The sequence below is a fragment of the Flavobacterium sp. ARAG 55.4 genome (assembly GCF_051846875.1).
Taxonomy (GTDB): Bacteria; Bacteroidota; Bacteroidia; order Flavobacteriales; family Flavobacteriaceae; genus Flavobacterium; species Flavobacterium plantiphilum.
Genome location: NZ_JBPYCT010000012.1, coordinates 106,211 through 124,104, shown reverse-complemented (window position 1 = coordinate 124,104; position 17,894 = coordinate 106,211). Strand labels below are relative to the sequence as shown.

General features: G+C 34.0%; 13 protein-coding genes. 3 read left to right on the top strand and 10 right to left on the bottom strand.

Going from position 1 to position 17,894, the window contains the following annotated elements; all coding sequences use genetic code 11:
* Window positions 1-2 precede the first annotated feature (2 nt).
* Window positions 3-1,757, bottom strand: a complete 1,755-nt coding sequence (locus tag ACSV4D_RS13960; protein WP_439228734.1) for an ABC transporter ATP-binding protein — start codon at window positions 1,755-1,757, stop codon at window positions 3-5.
* Window positions 1,758-1,942: 185 nt separating this feature from the next.
* Entirely contained in the window at window positions 1,943-2,683 is a 741-nt protein-coding gene (gene truA, locus ACSV4D_RS13955; protein ID WP_439228733.1) for a tRNA pseudouridine(38-40) synthase TruA, read from the bottom strand.
* Between the two features lie 254 nt (window positions 2,684-2,937).
* On the opposite strand from truA, the gene ACSV4D_RS13950 reads away from it, so the two are divergent.
* Window positions 2,938-3,435: a metallophosphoesterase family protein gene (locus ACSV4D_RS13950; protein ID WP_408082570.1), complete on the top strand. Its 498-nt coding sequence runs from the start codon at window positions 2,938-2,940 to the stop codon at window positions 3,433-3,435.
* On the opposite strand, the gene ACSV4D_RS13945 is transcribed toward ACSV4D_RS13950, so the two are convergent.
* From ACSV4D_RS13945 to ACSV4D_RS13935, 3 genes are all read right to left on the bottom strand, one after another.
* The gene (locus tag ACSV4D_RS13945) at window positions 3,436-5,133 is read right to left on the bottom strand and encodes an ATP-binding protein (RefSeq protein ID WP_439228732.1); all 1,698 of its coding nucleotides are present in this window, start codon (window positions 5,131-5,133) and stop codon (window positions 3,436-3,438) included.
* An 18-nt stretch (window positions 5,134-5,151) separates the two neighbouring features.
* Window positions 5,152-5,814: a response regulator gene (locus ACSV4D_RS13940; RefSeq protein WP_408082568.1), complete on the bottom strand. Its 663-nt coding sequence runs from the start codon at window positions 5,812-5,814 to the stop codon at window positions 5,152-5,154.
* Window positions 5,815-5,917: 103 nt separating this feature from the next.
* Window positions 5,918-6,331 carry a DUF4293 domain-containing protein gene (locus tag ACSV4D_RS13935; protein WP_408082567.1) on the bottom strand — a complete coding sequence of 138 codons (414 nt, stop codon included), beginning with the start codon at window positions 6,329-6,331 and terminating at the stop codon, window positions 5,918-5,920.
* A gap of 185 nt (window positions 6,332-6,516) precedes the next feature.
* On the opposite strand from ACSV4D_RS13935, the gene rho reads away from it, so the two are divergent.
* Window positions 6,517-8,295, top strand: a complete 1,779-nt coding sequence (rho, locus tag ACSV4D_RS13930; RefSeq protein WP_439228731.1) for a transcription termination factor Rho — start codon at window positions 6,517-6,519, stop codon at window positions 8,293-8,295.
* A gap of 119 nt (window positions 8,296-8,414) precedes the next feature.
* Here the strand turns inward: rho and ACSV4D_RS13925 are convergent, their stop codons facing one another.
* The 4 genes from ACSV4D_RS13925 to ACSV4D_RS13910 all read right to left on the bottom strand — a co-directional run bounded on the left by ACSV4D_RS13925 (window position 8,415) and on the right by ACSV4D_RS13910 (window position 14,667).
* Window positions 8,415-9,674 (bottom strand): RsmB/NOP family class I SAM-dependent RNA methyltransferase, encoded by a 1,260-nt coding sequence (locus ACSV4D_RS13925; protein ID WP_439228730.1) that lies wholly within the window; start codon window positions 9,672-9,674, stop codon window positions 8,415-8,417.
* Window positions 9,675-9,861: 187 nt separating this feature from the next.
* Window positions 9,862-10,749, bottom strand: a complete 888-nt coding sequence (locus ACSV4D_RS13920; RefSeq protein WP_439228729.1) for a dienelactone hydrolase family protein — start codon at window positions 10,747-10,749, stop codon at window positions 9,862-9,864.
* A 112-nt stretch (window positions 10,750-10,861) separates the two neighbouring features.
* On the bottom strand, window positions 10,862-13,105 hold the full coding sequence (locus ACSV4D_RS13915) for a TonB-dependent siderophore receptor (RefSeq protein WP_439228728.1): 2,244 nt from the start codon (window positions 13,103-13,105) through the stop codon (window positions 10,862-10,864).
* A gap of 176 nt (window positions 13,106-13,281) precedes the next feature.
* The gene (locus ACSV4D_RS13910) at window positions 13,282-14,667 is read right to left on the bottom strand and encodes an alpha/beta hydrolase family protein (protein WP_439228727.1); all 1,386 of its coding nucleotides are present in this window, start codon (window positions 14,665-14,667) and stop codon (window positions 13,282-13,284) included.
* 216 nt (window positions 14,668-14,883) lie between these two features.
* Here ACSV4D_RS13910 and pafA point away from each other — a divergent pair, with 216 nt between their 5' ends.
* A complete protein-coding gene (pafA, locus tag ACSV4D_RS13905; RefSeq protein WP_439228726.1) occupies window positions 14,884-16,497 on the top strand; it encodes an alkaline phosphatase PafA in 1,614 nt (537 codons plus the stop codon).
* A 59-nt stretch (window positions 16,498-16,556) separates the two neighbouring features.
* On the opposite strand, the gene lysA is transcribed toward pafA, so the two are convergent.
* Window positions 16,557-17,777 carry a diaminopimelate decarboxylase gene (gene lysA, locus ACSV4D_RS13900; protein WP_408082560.1) on the bottom strand — a complete coding sequence of 407 codons (1,221 nt, stop codon included), beginning with the start codon at window positions 17,775-17,777 and terminating at the stop codon, window positions 16,557-16,559.
* Window positions 17,778-17,894 lie beyond the last annotated feature (117 nt).

Below are 17,894 nucleotides of genomic sequence, written 5' to 3'. Positions count from 1 at the left end.
ATTTATTGAGCCAGTGAAAACTGAGAATCATAAAGGTTTTTATAATAGCCCGATTCTTTGTTAATCAATTCCTGATGTGTGCCTTCTTCAACGATTAATCCTTTGTCCATAACTACAATTTTATCGGCATTAACAATGGTCGCTAATCGATGTGCAATCACAATCGAAGTTCTTCCCTTAGTAATCGTTTCTGTAGCCCGCTGAATTAATTCTTCGGAATAAGTATCAATAGAAGAAGTGGCTTCGTCTAAAATCAAAATGCTTGGATTGCTCACATAAGCTCTTAAAAAAGCAATCAGTTGGCGTTGTCCGGAAGAAAGCATTACTCCGCGTTCTTTTACGTCAAAATCATAATTATCAGGTAAGCTCATGATGAAATTATGGACCCCTATTTCTTTTGCGGCAGCATAAACATTTTCACGGCTAATTTCAGGATTATTTAGCGTAATGTTGTTGTAAATGGTATCCGCAAAAAGGAAAACGTCTTGCAATACAATCGCAATTTGTTTTCTTAGTGAACTCAAAGTATAGTTTTCGATATTATTATTATCAATACAAATCGTTCCGCTTTTTATTTCGTAGAAACGGTTTAATAAATTGATAATAGTAGATTTTCCGGCTCCGGTAGAACCTACAATAGCAATGGTATCACCTGAATTTACCTTTAAATCAATACCTTTAATTACTTCTTCGTCCTCAATATAACTGAAGTGAACATCTTTAAAAGTAATATTTCCATCAAAAACAGGCGCTTCAATTTTTCCGGTATCCTGGATTTGATCTTGGGTATCAATAATTTCAAAAACACGATTAGCAGCAATCATTCCCAGTTGCATCTCGTTGAATTTATCAGCAATCTGGCGTAAAGGGTTGAACAGCATTCCGATAAACATTGTATAGGAAAATAAATCTCCAAAAGTAGTGAAATTATCTCCATTCAGAATTTTAATTCCTCCGTAAAGCACAATAAATCCAAGTGTTAACGACGAAATTATATCGGCAATAGGGAAGAAGATAGAGTTATAAAGTATGGTTTTTATCCAGGCATTCTGATGTTTTTCATTAATATCTTTAAATTTTTCCGATTCGATTTCTTCCCGGTTGAACAGTTGTACAATTTTCATTCCGGTAACGCGTTCTTGCACAAAAGTATTCATGTTAGCAATCTGGGTACGTACTTCTTCAAAAGCAACCTGCATTTTGCGTTGGAAAATTCGGGTAATAAAAACTAAAATTGGCATAGCCACAATTACAATCCAGGTTAGTTTCCAGTTCATGTAAAACATAAAAATAAGTACAACAACCATTTTCATCAGGTCACTTATAATCATAAAAAGCCCCTGACTAAAAATTCGTGCAATGGATTCAATGTCAGAAACGGATCGGGTTACAAGTTGGCCAACAGGAACCAAATCAAAATATTTCATTCGGAAACTCAAAATGTGTCTGAACAGTTTAATCCGGATATCTTTTACAATATCCTGCCCCAGCCAGTTTGCCCAATACACAAAATAAAATTGGGAAAAAACCTCCAGTAAAAGTACAATCCCCATTAAACTGATGTATAGTAAAAGTCCGTTAGCATCTTCGGTCTGGATGTAGCCATCTACTGTTTGTTTCAGTAAATACGGGCGTAAAGCAGCAAAAAGAGATAACGAAATGGCAAAAATTACTACGCCATTAAAACGCCATTGATACGGCTTCGTATATTGTAATATTCGTTTGAATAACCGGGTGTCGAATGCTTTTGCTTTCATTTTTTTTTTAAGCTGAATTAATATCAGTTTTCTTTAGGAGCTATTTCCTGCTGTTCATTACAATCTTGTTCGCCGAAACCCGGCTTCACAAGGATTTCCATTGCCATCAGGGCTAGGGAAATGGTATATTTTCAAAATTAGTCTTTAGTTCTTAGATTTTACTACTAATGACTAGTAACTAATTACTAATCATCTATATATGGATATTCAATTTTAGTTAAATACAATCCGTGTGCCGGAACCGAAAATCCGGCTTTTTCTCTACTTTTACTTTCGATTATAGTGTTGAAATCGGCTAATGTTATTTTGTGTAAACCAATATTTACCAGAGTTCCCACTATAGAACGCACCATATTTCTCAAAAACCGATTGGCTGAAATGGTAAAAATCAATTTATTTCCTTCCTTTTTCCAATACGCTTCAAAAATAGTACAATCAAATGTATTTACATCTGTATTTACCTTTGAAAAACTTTGAAAATCAGTATGGTTGAGTAATAATTTGGCAGCTTTATTCATTAAATCAATATCTAACTCTTGGTGGAAGTACCAACTTTGCTCTTGCGAAAAAACATCTTTGTAACTATTGATATGGTATTCGTAGGTTCTTTTAGTTGCATCAAAACGAGCGTGTGCTTCACTGTCAACAGGGAAAATACTATAAATAACAATGTCTTTAGGAAGATAGGAATTGAGCTTGTGAATTAATTTTGGAATATCAAAATCAGCTTTAAAATTAAAATGAGCATACATTTCGCTGGCATGTACTCCTGTATCAGTACGTCCGGCTCCCATTAAACTGATATCCGAATGTAATAAAACGGAAAAAGCTTTGTTCAGCGTTTCCTGTACCGAAGCAGCATTAGGCTGAATTTGCCAACCATGATAAGCGGTTCCGTTGTAGGCTAATTTTATAAAATATCTCAAGTTTGTAATCTCAAAGTTTCAGAGTTTCAAAGGTACAAAAAAGTAGTTAAGGTAGTGAGTTGCCCGGCTGCTAAGTTTTTGTTAATGCCTGATGACACATTTGAACAGGGTGTTTGGATTTAAAAAGTTTTCGCCACAAATTATACAAGCCCAGTTTTTTTAAAACAAACATTCTGGAGTTGAAATGGTAAGCAGTTTTGGTGCTTTAGAAAACTTAGTATCTTAGCGCACTAAAATATCAGATATAAAAATAAATGAAAAAAATCCTTTTGCTTTCTGACACGCACAGTTATATGGACGATGCTATTTTGAAATATGTGCACCAAGCTGATGAGGTTTGGCATGCCGGAGATATTGGTGATTTGAAAGTAACTGATACTTTAAAAAAAATAAAACCCTTGCGTGCTGTTTACGGAAATATCGATGATGCTCAGGCACGTTTGGAATTTCCGTTGCACAACCGGTTTATGTGTGAAGAAGTTTCAGTATGGATTACCCATATTGGCGGATATCCGGGGAAATACAATCCGAATATAAAAGCTGAAATGGCAGCTAATCCTCCTCAATTATTCATTTGCGGACATTCGCATATTTTAAAAGTGATGTTCGATAAAAAACATAATCTCTTACATATGAATCCCGGCGCTTGCGGGAAAAATGGATTTCATCAGGTTCGTACGATGCTGCGGTTTGTTATTGAAGGAGATAAAATTAAGGATTTGGAAATTATTGAACTGGGAAAAAGAGTCTGATTAAACAGCGTATTCGATGGGAACTATAATCTCAATTCGGGTTCCTTCTTTAGGTTTTGAAATGATTTTAAATTTTCCATTCATTGTGTTTATTCTGGCCTTAATCTGGTTTAGTCCAAAACCTTCAATAGTTTGAAATTGATTGATTTCAAAACCTTTACCATTATCGCTTACTACAATGCGCAATTGTGAATTTACTTCTTTTAAACTAAGCTTGGCTTTATTTGCTTCACTGTGTTTGATAATGTTGTTTAATAATTCACTGATTATGAAATACATTCTCATTTCGTAATCTTCATTGTAGCGTGTCTCATTAGAAACACTACTGGAATATTCAAAATGAATAGTAGAGTTTGAATTCATTTCGCATAAATCATTCAGCGCAAAAAACAATCCAAAACGCGCTAATAACGATGGTAAAAGCTGGTGTGATAAGTCGCGTATTTTATAATGTGCCTGTATCAGAATGGCTTTAGTTTTTGTTATTTCTTCAGAGTTGTTTTTATTTTTTGTTGAAAAAACACTAAGATGTAAAGCTGCGGATGAAAGTAAAGCGCTGATGTTATCATGTAAGAAGGCAGCAATTTTTTTCCGTTCTATTTCTTGTCCATTTATAGAAGCAGTAATTATATTTTCCTGGATTTTACTTTCAATATTTTTGAGTTTATTTTTTTGTTTTAATTTATTGTTTTGGAAATATAAATAAAAGAAAACTATAATTAAAAGCAGTATTGATATAATCGTTATACTGTACAACTTATTTTTGGATTGTTTTTCCAGCAAAATTTGGTGTTGTGTTTTGTACTCGGTTTTGATATTGTCAATTTCTCGTTTGTATTCATCGATTTCGAGATTTATACCGGCAACATTTAGTTTTTTTAATTTATCTTCATTGTTAATTTTTGCGGTCAGTTCATTGTAAGCCTTAAGGTATTCATATGCTTCTTTAAAATGATTTGTTTTGAATAAAAATTTTGAATATTCCTGATAAGCAAATGATAAATCTGACTTTTCATTTCCTTCTTCTCCCAGTTTAATAGCGTGTTCAAAATAAAATGTAGCTTTCTCTGCCTTATTTAAATGGGAATAATACATGCCGTTTAGCATTTTTAATGCTACGATTGTGGTTTCATCACTATGTTTTTTATGATGTTTATTGATATAGTTAAGATAAGGAAGTCCTAAGCTAAACTTATTAATATCAAAATAGGCCCAGGTAATATTCAGTTTTGTTAAAAAAAATTCTGAAGAGTCGGCAGATTTTATGCTGTATTCCAGTGATTCTTTGTAATGATAAATTCCTTTTGAATATTCTTTTTTGTCAAAACAATAAATATTCCCTAAGTTGTTGTGTATCCAGTTTTTCAGGTGGTTATTGTTAGTCTTATTGGCATAAACAAGTCCTTTTTTATAATAGAATAGTGCTTTTTCATATTCTGCCAACTGATCAAAATTAGCAGCGATGGTATTATAAGAAAGTGCAATTAAGTTATTGTCCTTTAGTGAAATTGCTTTGCTTAAAGCATGACGCGAAAGAATTAATGATTTTTCATAATTCTCAGCTCTCATTAATCGGGTCGCTTCCTGAGTGAGCGCAGTAGTTTTAGTATGTAATGAATTTTCAGTTTGGGCATATACCAGATTCGTAACACTAATAAATAGTGCCAACAATAAATAGTAGATGCGTTGATAGTACATGCCGGTATAAATTGAAATCTAAGATTTTATTAAATTATTTTTTAAAGCAAATTTGACTAAGCTAATGGTGTTTTTAGCCTGTAATTTTTTCATAATATTTTTGCGGTGCGTTTCTACAGTATTGGCACTAATGAATAACTGATCTGAAATTTCTTTTCCGCTAAATTCTAACGCAATTAATGTAATAATTTCAATTTCTCTTGAGGTTAACTGATAATCAGGATTGAGATTACTTTTATTTAGTTTTGAGTTGTTTTTGGTAGCCGAAGAAAAAATTATTTCACGTACTCTGCTGCAAAAATATTCCTCATTATTACTTACAACTTCAATGGCTTCAACAATGTTTTCACCTGCACATTGTTTAGTCAGGTAGCCGCTGGCACCTAATTTCATGACTTCCTGAATTATTTTAATATCATCATAGGTCGAGAGTACAATTACTTTGCAGGGAAATCCTTTTTTTGAAAATTCTTTTAATACTTCTATGCCGTCTTTTTCAGGCATGCTGATATCTAAAATTAATATATCGGTAGCGTTGTTGCTCACTTCTTCATAAAGGGTTGTTCCTTTTAAAGAATACCCTATGACCTGAAAGTTTGGAATAGCATTCAACAGCGTGCGCATGCCCACAATTAGTACCTGATGGTCGTCGGCGATATGAATTCGTATAGGGGTTTCCATAAAATGATTTCTAGTATCTTCAAATGTATAAAAAAAAGATCACAAAAAAACCCGAATGTAAAATTCGGGTTTCCTTCGCACTAATAAATTAAAATTTATAGGTTTACCTCAATCGATCCACAGATTTTACAAGATCTTCATCCTTTTTGATTGCCTTATTTGCTAAAACTAAAGCTACAATGGCTAAAATAGGTAGAAACATCCCAATACCTTTCTCAGAAACTTCAGGAGTTTCTCCAGATAAATTTAGTGAATGATATAAAAACAATCCTAATAAAATCAAATTTAATATGATATTCAATCTGCCCAGAACAAATTGATTTTGTCTTTTTTTATAGGATAAAATACTTAATAAAGATAGTGTTGTGCTTAATCCAAATAAAATTACATATAATTGGTTTTGCATAAACAGAAATGATTTACCGTCATTAAGTGTCCATAATGGAAAAATAAAAGGCAAAATACCCGTAACTACAAAAGCTATAAGTAAATATATGGTTTGAATTCTTTGTATCATTATCTCAATATTGTAGTACAAAAATATATTTTCTTTTCATAAAATACTATTGTATGATAAAATTTTATTCGTATTATTGCAATATAATACCGTAAGCACTTCATACTGCGGTGAATTCATAATAAAAAAAACACACCCAATCTTTTTTCAAGATTCCCCATTTTAATTAAATTCATAGAACATTCATGTTTGATATTTCGGCATTAAAGGAAATGAAGCTTTCTGAGCTTCAACAAATAGCTAAAGCTGCTAAAACAATAAAGTACAATGGTGTAAAAAAGGATGCCTTAATTACCAGTATTTTGGATTTTCAAAATTCTTTAGCAACAACTGCAACAGAAGAAACTGCTGCTACTGTTACAGATGATAAGCCTAAAAGGCAACGGATTGCCCCCGCAAAGAAACCGGCAATTATAAAAAACAAAGCTAATGCAGCTGTGAAGAATGGAGTAGAAAATGAGGAAGGGGAATCAGCTCAGCCTGATGCGCCGGTTGCAGTGGAAGAAGCAGAAGTTGTAAATGAGCAAAAAGAAGGAACAGTACAAGAAACTGTTGCCGGAAGAGCTAAAGCCGGAAAGTTCAATAAAGCAACTTATGAAAAGAAAATAGCTTTAAAAAAGGACAAGGAAAATCAGGATACAGTAAAACAAACCGAGGCGGAGAATGAAACAAGGTCTGAAGAAGTTTCAAATGATGCTACAGTTCAAACCCCTCAAAAGAAAATAAATCCACACGAGCGTAAGCGAACTGACGAGGTAAATCAAAATAAACCAAATCCAAACCAAAACCAGAATCAAAATCCTAATTTTAAAAATAAGAAGAATAATTTCAGAGATTCTGATTTTGAATTTGATGGTATTATAGAAAGTGAAGGCGTTCTGGAAATGATGCCTGATGGTTACGGATTTTTACGTTCATCCGATTATAATTATTTAGCTTCTCCGGATGATATTTATTTATCAACTTCACAAATTCGATTGTTTGGTCTAAAAACAGGAGATACTGTAAAAGGAGTGGTTAGACCTCCAAAAGAAGGAGAGAAATTTTTCCCTTTAGTTCGTGTACTGAAAATTAATGGACATGACCCGCAGGTTGTCAGAGACCGAATTTCATTTGAACATTTAACTCCGGTTTTTCCATCAGAAAAATTCAAATTAGCCGAAAGAGACAGTTCTATTTCAACACGTATTATCGATTTGTTTTCACCAATAGGAAAAGGACAACGTGGTATGATTGTAGCCCAGCCTAAAACGGGTAAAACCATGTTGCTGAAAGAAATAGCGAATGCTATTGCTGCGAATCATCCTGAAGTATATCTTATTGTTTTACTGATTGACGAACGTCCGGAAGAGGTAACTGATATGCAGCGTTCTGTCCGTGGTGAAGTTATTGCTTCTACTTTTGACAGAGAGCCACAGGAGCATGTTAAGATTGCCAATATTGTTCTTGAAAAATCAAAACGTTTAGTAGAATGTGGACATGATGTAGTGATTCTTTTAGACTCCATTACGCGGTTAGCCAGAGCTTACAATACAGTTCAGCCAGCTTCAGGTAAAGTATTAAGTGGTGGTGTGGATGCTAATGCGTTGCAAAAGCCAAAACGATTCTTTGGAGCTGCCCGAAATGTTGAAAAAGGTGGTTCTTTAAGTATTATTGCAACTGCTTTAACAGAAACAGGTTCTAAAATGGATGAGGTTATTTTCGAAGAATTTAAAGGTACGGGTAATATGGAATTACAATTGGATAGAAAAATTGCCAATAAACGTATCTTCCCTGCAATTGATTTGACTTCTTCGAGTACACGTCGTGATGATTTATTATTAGATAAAGATACCTTACAAAGAATGTGGATTATGAGAAAGTATCTTTCAGATATGAATCCTGTGGAGGCAATGGAATTTATAAACGATCGTTTTAGAAAAACCAGAAATAACGAAGAGTTTTTGATTTCTATGAATGACTAATTCAGAGAAAAGAAAACAGAATAAAGAAGCTAGAAAACAGATAAAAAAAATCCTCGTGTATGCGAGGATTTTTTTTTGAATTATGAAGAATCTAAGATTTAAACTAAAAGCTATATTCTTTATTCTGTTTTCTTTTCTCTGGCTTCTTTATTCTCTTTCACTGGATTTTCTTTACGTTCCATCAAAGCCATATAAAATCCGTCAAAACCGGATTCTGAAGCTAAGATTTTATGGTCTTTTATAAAGGTGAATTGTTTTCCAATTTCGGTAGTTAAAAAACGTTCAACTTGCTTTTGATTTTCTGAAGGTAAAATAGAACAGGTTGCATAAACCAATTTTCCACCTGGTTTTACAATTTTAGAGTAGCTTTCTAAAACTTCTGATTGTACTTTTCTAATGTTATCAATAAACTCAGGTTTGAGTTTCCATTTCGCATCAGGGTTTCTTTTTAAAACACCTAAACCGCTACAAGGAGCATCAATCAATACGCGATCTGCTTTTTCATGTAGTTTTTTAATCACTTTTGTAGTGTCTATAATGCGGTATTCGATGTTGAAGGCACCGTCACGTTTGGCTCTTAATTTTAATTGCTTTAATTTACTTTCATATAAATCCATTGCAATTAATTGACCTTTATTTTCCATTAAGGCTGCCATGTGTAATGTTTTTCCACCCGCCCCGGCGCAAGTGTCTACCACCCGCATTCCGGGCTTTACATCAAGAAAAGCAGCGACTAACTGGGAATTAGCGTCCTGAACTTCAAATAAACCCTGTTTAAAAGCATCGGTCATAAAAACATTTGCACGTTCTTTTAAAACCAAAGCATCTGGTTGGTCTTTTAAATATTCGGTTTCGATATCTAAATCCATCAAAGTAGCTCTAAGACTTTCTTTATTGGTTTTTAGGGTGTTGGTTCGCAGGATAACTTTGGCAGGTTGGTTTTGCGCAGCGATTTCTTTAGCCCATACTTTTTCGCCTAATTCTTTAACGCCCAGCTCATCCATCCAGTCCGGAATCGATTCTTTAAGCGGTCTTATTTTTGAAAGTTCGTCAAAACGGCCTTTAATTTTTCTCTCCGGAGTGCCTTCTAATTGGCGCCAGTCAGGTATTGGATAACCTCTTAAAACCGCCCAAACAGCAAACATTCTCCAAAGATTATCTCTGTCAAAAGGTTCTTTTACTTCGGCAATTTCAGCGTATAATCTTTTCCAGCGAACAATTTCGTAAATGGTTTCAGCAACAAATTTCCTGTCGGAGCTTCCCCAACGCTTGTCTTTTTTTAATGCTCTTGCTACTACTTTATCCGCATATTCTCCTTCGTTAAATATTGCATTTAGAGAATCGATAGTAGTATATACTAAGTTTCTGTGTAATCTCATTGTATTTATTTGAGCTGCAAAGGTACTATTAAATGATTTGAAATTAAATTAATACCATTTATTATTTCAAATTAGTAGATTAATTTCGATAGATTGGGAGAATTAAAAAATTACCGCAAATTCGCAAATTATTTAAGAATAACTATTCTATAAAATTTGCGAATTTGCGGTAAAAAGCAGGTGTATTTTATTTTAAATTTTCTTTAAAAAAATCAATGGTTCGTGCCCATGCTAATGTTGCTGCTTTTTCATCATATCTCGGTGTAGTGTTATTGTGAAATCCATGATTAACATTCGGGTAAATATGTGCGGTGTTTTCGACTTTATTCTGATTCAGTATGGTTTCGAAAGCTGGCCAGCCTGCATTGACTCTGGTGTCTAAACCTGCATATTGTAATAATAAAGGTGTTTTAATCTGTTCGGCTTCTTCGGCTGTAGGTTGTCCCCCGTAAAAAGGAACTGCCGCTTTTAAGCTTGGTATTTTTACTGCCATTAAATTAGCAATCCATCCGCCGAAACAAAATCCCACCACACCAATGTTACCATCGCAATCCTGATGATTTTTTAAATAATAATAAGCAGCAATAAAATCTTCGAGCATTTCATAACGGTCTCTTTTTTTCTGCATTTCCCTTCCTTCGTCATCATTGCCGGGATAGCCACCTAACGGAGTCAGGGCATCCGGTGCCAAACTGATAAAACCATCCACAGCAGTGCGACGTCCCACATCTTCTATGTAGGGATTTAAACCACGGTTTTCGTGAACCACGATTACTCCGGGTAATTTTTTATTTATTTTAGCCGGTTTAGAAAGTAAACCTTTGATTTTTCCTCCGCCTTTTGGTGATTCGTAAGTAATGTAATCCGAATCGATTCTGGGATCATCAGGCTGAATTGTGATTGAATTCACATAATCGGGTGTTATAAAACTCAATAATGACGGAAGTGTAAGTGTACCAACAGCAAATACAGATAGTTTTTCTATAAACTGTCTTCTTTCGATTTTGTTATGAGCATAATCATCGTATAAGTCAAATATTTCCTGACTGATGTCTTCTTTGGTTATTTTCTTCATTTCTGTTGTGGTTGATTTAGAATAGTTTAAATATAAGTAATATTTTAATTACTCTTAAAACAAAAAAAGCTCCTGGATTAAGAGGAGCTTTTAGAAAATAACCGGAAAGGTTTTATAATTTGTATTTTAAACTAGCCATTATTTGACGAGGAGCGATTGGATTTACACTGTAATTTTCGTGTACGGTATAGTTCAATTCGTTAGTAATATTTGATAATTTGCATAAAACGGAGATTTTTTTCCATTCATAACCTACAGAGGCATCTACTGTAGCATAACCTTTTAACGGAATGTCTCTGTCTTCAATAGTTACTGTATATGTTTTCGGAGTGGTTGCGGGTTTATTTTCTGTCCAGACATAACGGTCATTCCATCCTCCGGTTCTGTCTCCGATATAATTTGCGATAGCTCCAAAACTTAATCCTTTTAACATACCCCCAGGGAGTTTGTAGAAAAAGCTTAAATTAGCAGTGTGTTTTGGTGTTCGGGCTAAAATATCACCTACTACAAGACTCCCGTTGGTTCCTGAAGATTTAGAAATTTTTGTTTCATTAAAACTATAACCTGCCAGAATGTTTAACCCTTCAACAGGTTTAGCAGTAACATCAATCTCGAAACCTTTTCCTTTTGTAGCTCCTACTAATTCTTTTAAGTTGTTGTTTACGTTCAGTGTCACTCCGTCGGCCTGAAATTGAGCTGTCTGAGCTAAATTATTGTTGGTTATTTGGTATAAAGTAACATTTGTACTTAAAATTCCTTTCCAGAAATCTTTTTTGATTCCCACTTCATATTGATCAATAATTGTAGGTTCTAATGGTTGTAAATCAACTGTTGTCCCTGTATTTGGAGTAAAAGAATTCGAATAACTGGCAAATAAGGATGTTTCTTTATCAGGTTGAATAACCAGTCCTCCTTTTGGAGAATAAGCTCTGTTGAATGTTTTAGCACTAGTTGTTGTAACTCCGGTAGCATAAACTTCGGTATCAACTTCTGCTTCTTGCCAAGACCAACGAATGCCTCCCAAAACTTTAATATAATCAGTAATTGATATTAAATCCTGTGCATATGCTCCAAAACGCTGTGTATTAGTAGTCGCTAGTTGTGTAGATTGTGAGAAAGGAATGTCGGTACTTTGTGTGCTGTAATCATAATCAAAAAGATTAATTGTACCATAATCTGCTAAAGCAAAAGCAAAGCTATAACTTGGTGCAATCGAATTTTCATAATCAACGCCTGTAAATATTTGGTGTTTGATGCTTCCTGTGTAAAATGTTCCTTGTAAGCTTAATTGATCTCCAAAAATTCTTTCGGCTGCATCGGCTTGAGTTAATCCACGTTTCCAGTCTCCACTAGAAGTGACACCATTCATCTGAGCTGTAGATTTTTGTGTTCTTCTGTACGATTGAAATGAACTGTTGAAACTTAATTTCCAGTTTTTATTAAAATCATGATTGAATAATATAGAAGCACTGGCTGACTTCGTATTTCCGGTTGACCATAATGCTCCAAAGTAAATGTTTCGCGGAAGATCTAAAACAGTTTCTCCAATAATTCCGGTACCAAAATCAGGAGTCCAATCGGCACTTAAATAATCTCCCTGAACTGTAATATGTGTTTTTTCAGAGATGTTAAATAAAAAGGAAGGGTTAAAATAGATACGATCGTTTTTCACGTAATCTCTAAAACTTTTTGAGTTTTCATAAGATCCGTTAAAACGATAAGCAATATGCTTATTCAACGGACCATAAAAATCAATGGAAGGCTTGTAGAAATCATAGCTTCCAATCTGCATGGAAATCTCACCGCCTTTTGTAAATTGAGGGGTTTTAGTAACTAGATTTAAAATCCCTCCAGGGGCAACATTACCATACAATAATGCAGAGCCTCCTTTTAAGAATTCTACTCTTTCTAACGATGAAACCTCCGGAATTGAACCGGCATTATAACGAAATCCATTTTTAAACATATTATTGGCTCCCATATCATAACCTCTTGACCAAAAAGATTCCTGAGTTCCGCCACGTGCAGAACCTACATAGACACCATTGGCATTTTTAATCACCTCACTTAAGCGGATAGCCTGTTGTTGTGTGATGATTTGATTGTCTATGACCTGAACACTTTGTGGTAAGTCCATAGGTTTAATTCCAGATCTTGCTGCTGATACCGGTTTTTGTGGTTTGTTTCCGGTAACGATAATCTCATTTAAGATTTCTCCTTTTTTGTTTTTAATAGTGTCAAAAGGAGTAGAGTTAATTTGTATTGAACTTTGATGTTCCTGTGCAGAAGCTACTTCCTGAGCTTGAGCAGATAGAGAAAATAATAGTGTTATTGAAGGCAGAAAAAATCTTTTCATTATTATTTGGATTTATTTAAAATAACGGTGCAAATGTATGAGCTAAATTTGGTTTTACAATGTGTTATTTGGAATAAATTAAAATAATAATTAACAAAATAGTTAGAAGTTGTTTGGTTTTTTTTAACGGTGTTTTTGGACTTAAAAAAAGACAGAATTTTTTTATATGTCTCAATTTACTCATTCTGGTTTTTTATCAACCTTGGAGGGTTCAGATAATTTTTAAAGAAACTGTAAAGAGTGTTTAAAGCAAAAGCTGTTTCCGGTACAGCATGTCCTTTTCCGTAATTTACTAATGTAGCAGTGGGAACATTCAGCTTGTCTAATTTATTTTTAAGATGTGCTATCTGATCCTGATAATAAAGGTCGTCATCAGTATTGTAAAAAAACAGCGTAGGAGCAGTGGCAGCTGTTTCAACCAAAGAATAAGATCCCATAGACTCCCATAGTTCACGGTTTTTTTCTAAAGATCCCCAAATCCAGGGACATCTTAATTCCATATTTTTATCCCCGTCATTGGTTTTGTCGTAAATAAGTGTGTAATCAAAAACTCCGGGACCCAGCGCTGCAGCTTGTACAGCATCTGAAACACCAACATTAAATCCGGCATTTTCCAGTGCTGGTACTTCTTTGTCGCCAATAGCCATAGAACCTGCAGTAGAACCTCTTGAAAAACCGAAAATACCTATTTTGTCCGAAAGTCCCATTTTATTAGTAAAAGCACGTAAGGTTCTGACGGCTGATTTAACTTTTTGAGCTGCGTCAGGGTTAGTTTGATATGATTTATAAGTGTCATTAGCCCCATTAATTGGTTTCCCTTTGCCCCACGGACAATATTTAGGATGATCGGCAATAGCCCAGGCCATCCCATGAGCAGGAGTTCCTTCAAGAAAAGAGTCATTAAATCCTCCAAACGTGTAAGCAAGATTTACTCTTTGATCTTTGTACGCATCGGTTAATTTTCCTTTTTCCTGATCGTAATTTGCATAGCTGTTGCTGTAAGAAAAGGATAAAATAGTAGGTACTTTTACCTTTGGATTCGCCGGATAAATAATATCCATATGCAATGAATCTCCAACTGTATATTGTTCCGGTGTATTATAAACAGTTGGGTCATCAACAAAATAGCTGACATCTCTGGCTATACGATAACCTTCAAATAAAACATATGATTTGTATTGTGAGCAGTTTTTTAAATTACAAAAACTTCCTGCCGAAATAGAGTCATTTATAGCAATAATGTCTTCGTTTATTTTTAAAGCTTTTGCATTTTTATTTTTTTTATAATCCAGTTCGATTACACGGTATCCCTGAGAGAGTAACCACTGAACATCTTTTTTTATGCTGTTTTGTCCAATTTTTTTAAAAGAAAGATTTTTTAAATACACTACTGTTACATAATTGCCGGCGTAATCTTTTATTGGATTTTTGGATTCGGTTGCTTTGTATGCAATAGTAGTCGCTGTAGCCTTGCTATTCCATTTACCGGTAGCAGCACAGGAACTAAAGCTTATCAGAATACCAAATAAAATTATAAAAAATAGTGGATAAGGGTATTTCATTATATGCTTGTTTCGATTTTTTTTTTTTAATCTCAGAGGATTATCACTTTTATAATTACAAAAATAACTTTTTAAAACATGATTTGTATAAGCAAGCGTATAATTTGGTTCCATATTACTGTTGTTTTTTTTCTTCATTTAATGGTTTCCATAACTATTTGATAATATTAGCTCTTGGTTTAATTTGTATTTTTGCTTTTATATCTAAATTTTATTATGAAAAGAATATTTTTACTTTTTGCCTCACTGGCAATATTTAATGGCTCTGCGCAGCAAAGACCCAAACTGGTAGTAGGAATTGTGGTGGACCAGATGAAGATGGAATACCTCTATCGTTTCTCGGATGATTTTTCAGCGAATGGTTTTAAGAGATTAATGAATGATGGTTATGTATTTCATAATACGCATTATAATTATATGCCTACTTATACAGGTCCGGGTCATGCATCAATTTATACCGGAACAACTCCGGCAATACACGGGATTGTTGGGAATACCTGGTTTGATAAATCTATTGGAAAATCAAGATATTGTACAGATGATGCTTCGGTTACAATTTTAGGAACCGGAGATTCAGATGAAGGTAAAATGTCTCCGCTTAATTTAGAAAGCACAACCGTAACGGATGAATTAAGGATGGCTACTAATTTTAAAGGAAAAGTTATCGGCATCAGTGTTAAAGATCGTGGGGCAATACTTCCTGCGGGACATTTTGCTAACTGGGCTTTTTGGATGAGTGATTCAGGAAATTTTATTTCCAGTACTTTCTACGGAAAACAACTACCTGATTGGGTTTCTGAATTCAATGCAAAAAAGACGTATGAAACTTATTTAAGTAATGAATGGACTTTGTTTAAACCGGAATCTGTTTACAGCAAAAGTTTAGCAGATGATAATCCGTATGAAGGTCTTTTGTACGGAAGTAAAAAACCGGTTTTTCCTTATAATCTAAAAGCAATGTATGCTGAAAAAGGAGCAAAAGTGATTAAATCTACTCCTTTTGGAAACAATATCGTTGCTGACTTTGCCAAAGAAGCCATTGCAAAAGAGAATTTAGGTCTGGATAACGATACTGATTTTTTAGCTGTTAGCTTTTCTTCAACGGATTATATCGGGCATTTAACCGGACCACGTTCCAGAGAAGTTCAGGATACTTATTTGCGTTTGGATGAAACTATTGCCGATTTTCTGGCTTATTTGGATAAAAAAGTGGGTAAAGATAATTACCTGTTGTTTTTGACAGCTGACCATGCGGCTGCAGAAAATGTGAATTTCTTAAAAGACAATAAATATGCAGTTGAAGCTGTAGACTATAAAAAGTTATCCACTCAATTACGTGAATTCTCACAAGCTACTTTTGGAACTGATTTGGTTTTGAATTACTCTAATTTTAATCTGTTTTTCGATCAGAAACAAATTCAGGAAAAAGGACTTTCATTAGATAAAGTGAAAGTAGCTTTTAAAGATTTTTTAATGAAAATGCCACAGGTAAAACGTGTATATACCGAAGAAGAAATTCTGGCAGGAACAACTGCAGATTATTTTTTAAATTATATTACTAAAGGTTATGATCCTAAACAAAATGGAGATTTGGTTATTTTAGATAAGCCGGGTTATATTGAACATGAAGGAAAAGGAACTTCTCACGGAACTCCTTATAGCTATGATACGCATGTACCTTTGTTATTTTATGGCTGGAATATTAAAAAAGGTGAATCTTTTGATAAAAAAGTAATTACTCAGATAGCACCAACCATTGCTCAGAAGATTAAAATTGATTTTCCTAATGGTACAGAAGCGAATTTGCTCACAGAGGTTTTAGGAAACTAAAAGACATGAAAAAAGGGGATTTTAAAGTCCCCTTTTTTTTATGATTTTAATTCTTGTATTTACTGTTTTGTTACAGATTCCGGCAATGGAATTTGATTTTTTAATAAATCTTCAAATGTTTCATGAGCTCTGATTAAGTGACCTTCTCCGTTAATCCATAAAACCTCTGCTGGTTTGTATCTGGAATTGTAGTTAGAAGACATAGAATAACAGTATGCTCCGGCATTTCTGAAACAAAGAATGTCGCCTTCGGCAATTTCCTGAATTCTGCGGTTGCTTGCAAAAGTATCGGTTTCACAGATGTATCCTACTACAGAGTAAAAACGCTCTTTTCCTTTTGGATTCGAAATGTTTTCGATATGGTGCTGTGAACCGTAAAACATAGGACGAATTAAATGATTGAAACCAGAATCAATTCCTGCAAAAACAGTGGATGTAGTTTGTTTTACTACGTTTACCTTAGCCAGAAAATAACCTGCCTCACTCACTAAAAATTTCCCTGGTTCAAAAATCAATGTTAATTCTTTACCGTATTCATCACAAAAAGCATTGAATCTTTTCGATAATTTCTTTCCTAATTCTTCGATATCGGTCTCAATATCATCTTTTTTGTAAGGCACTTTAAATCCACTACCAAAATCTAAGAACTCAAGATTTTTGAAATTTCTTGCAGCATCAAATAAAATTTCAGCAGCATACAAAAATACTTCGATATCTAAAATATCAGATCCGGTATGCATGTGAATACCCACAATGTTCATATTGGTGTTTTCAACAATGCGTACTAAGTGTGGCAATTGGTGTACTGAAATACCAAATTTACTGTCAATGTGTCCTACTGAAATGTTTTCGTTACCACCCGCCATAACGTGAGGGTTAATTCGGATACACACAGGAACTGTTGGGTGTTTTGTACCAAATTGTTCCAGAATAGATAAATTATCAATATTAATTTGAACTCCTAAAGCGTGTACTTCTTCAATTTCTTCAAGAGAAACACCATTTGGAGTAAAGAATATCTGATCCGGAGAATAACCTGCATGAAGTCCTAATTGTACTTCCTGAATAGAAACAGCATCCAGACATGATCCCAATTCTCTCAACAATTGAAGAATAGAAACGTTAGACAATGCCTTCATAGCATAATTGATACGTAGTTTTTCTACTTTAGAAAAAGCTTTTGTTAATCTATTGTACTGTGATTTTATTTTTTCAGCATCATACACATATAATGGGCTGCCAAATTGTTCTGCTAATTGAAGTAAGTCTTTTGATTGCATTGTTGTTATTTTTACACAAATTTATTATTCTTTATTGATACCACAATAGATAAAAATATTTCTAACAAATTGTAACAAATTGTTTTAAAATAAACATACAACGTTGTAATTATTACT

Excerpts from the sequence above, each read along its gene's own strand:
- lysA (WP_408082560.1), bottom strand. The coding sequence starts at position 17,777 with ATGCAATCAAAAGACTTACTTCAATTAGCAGAACAATTTGGCAGCCCA.
- ACSV4D_RS13940 (WP_408082568.1), bottom strand. The coding sequence starts at position 5,814 with ATGGAAACCCCTATACGAATTCATATCGCCGACGACCATCAGGTACTA.
- ACSV4D_RS13945 (WP_439228732.1), bottom strand. The coding sequence starts at position 5,133 with ATGTACTATCAACGCATCTACTATTTATTGTTGGCACTATTTATTAGT.
- ACSV4D_RS13925 (WP_439228730.1), bottom strand. The coding sequence starts at position 9,674 with ATGAGATTACACAGAAACTTAGTATATACTACTATCGATTCTCTAAAT.
- rho (WP_439228731.1), top strand. The coding sequence starts at position 6,517 with ATGTTTGATATTTCGGCATTAAAGGAAATGAAGCTTTCTGAGCTTCAA.
- ACSV4D_RS13950 (WP_408082570.1), top strand. The coding sequence starts at position 2,938 with ATGAAAAAAATCCTTTTGCTTTCTGACACGCACAGTTATATGGACGAT.
- ACSV4D_RS13935 (WP_408082567.1), bottom strand. The coding sequence starts at position 6,331 with ATGATACAAAGAATTCAAACCATATATTTACTTATAGCTTTTGTAGTT.
- ACSV4D_RS13910 (WP_439228727.1), bottom strand. The coding sequence starts at position 14,667 with ATGAAATACCCTTATCCACTATTTTTTATAATTTTATTTGGTATTCTG.
- pafA (WP_439228726.1), top strand. The coding sequence starts at position 14,884 with ATGAAAAGAATATTTTTACTTTTTGCCTCACTGGCAATATTTAATGGC.
- ACSV4D_RS13915 (WP_439228728.1), bottom strand. The coding sequence starts at position 13,105 with ATGAAAAGATTTTTTCTGCCTTCAATAACACTATTATTTTCTCTATCT.
- ACSV4D_RS13920 (WP_439228729.1), bottom strand. The coding sequence starts at position 10,749 with ATGAAGAAAATAACCAAAGAAGACATCAGTCAGGAAATATTTGACTTA.
- ACSV4D_RS13960 (WP_439228734.1), bottom strand. The coding sequence starts at position 1,757 with ATGAAAGCAAAAGCATTCGACACCCGGTTATTCAAACGAATATTACAA.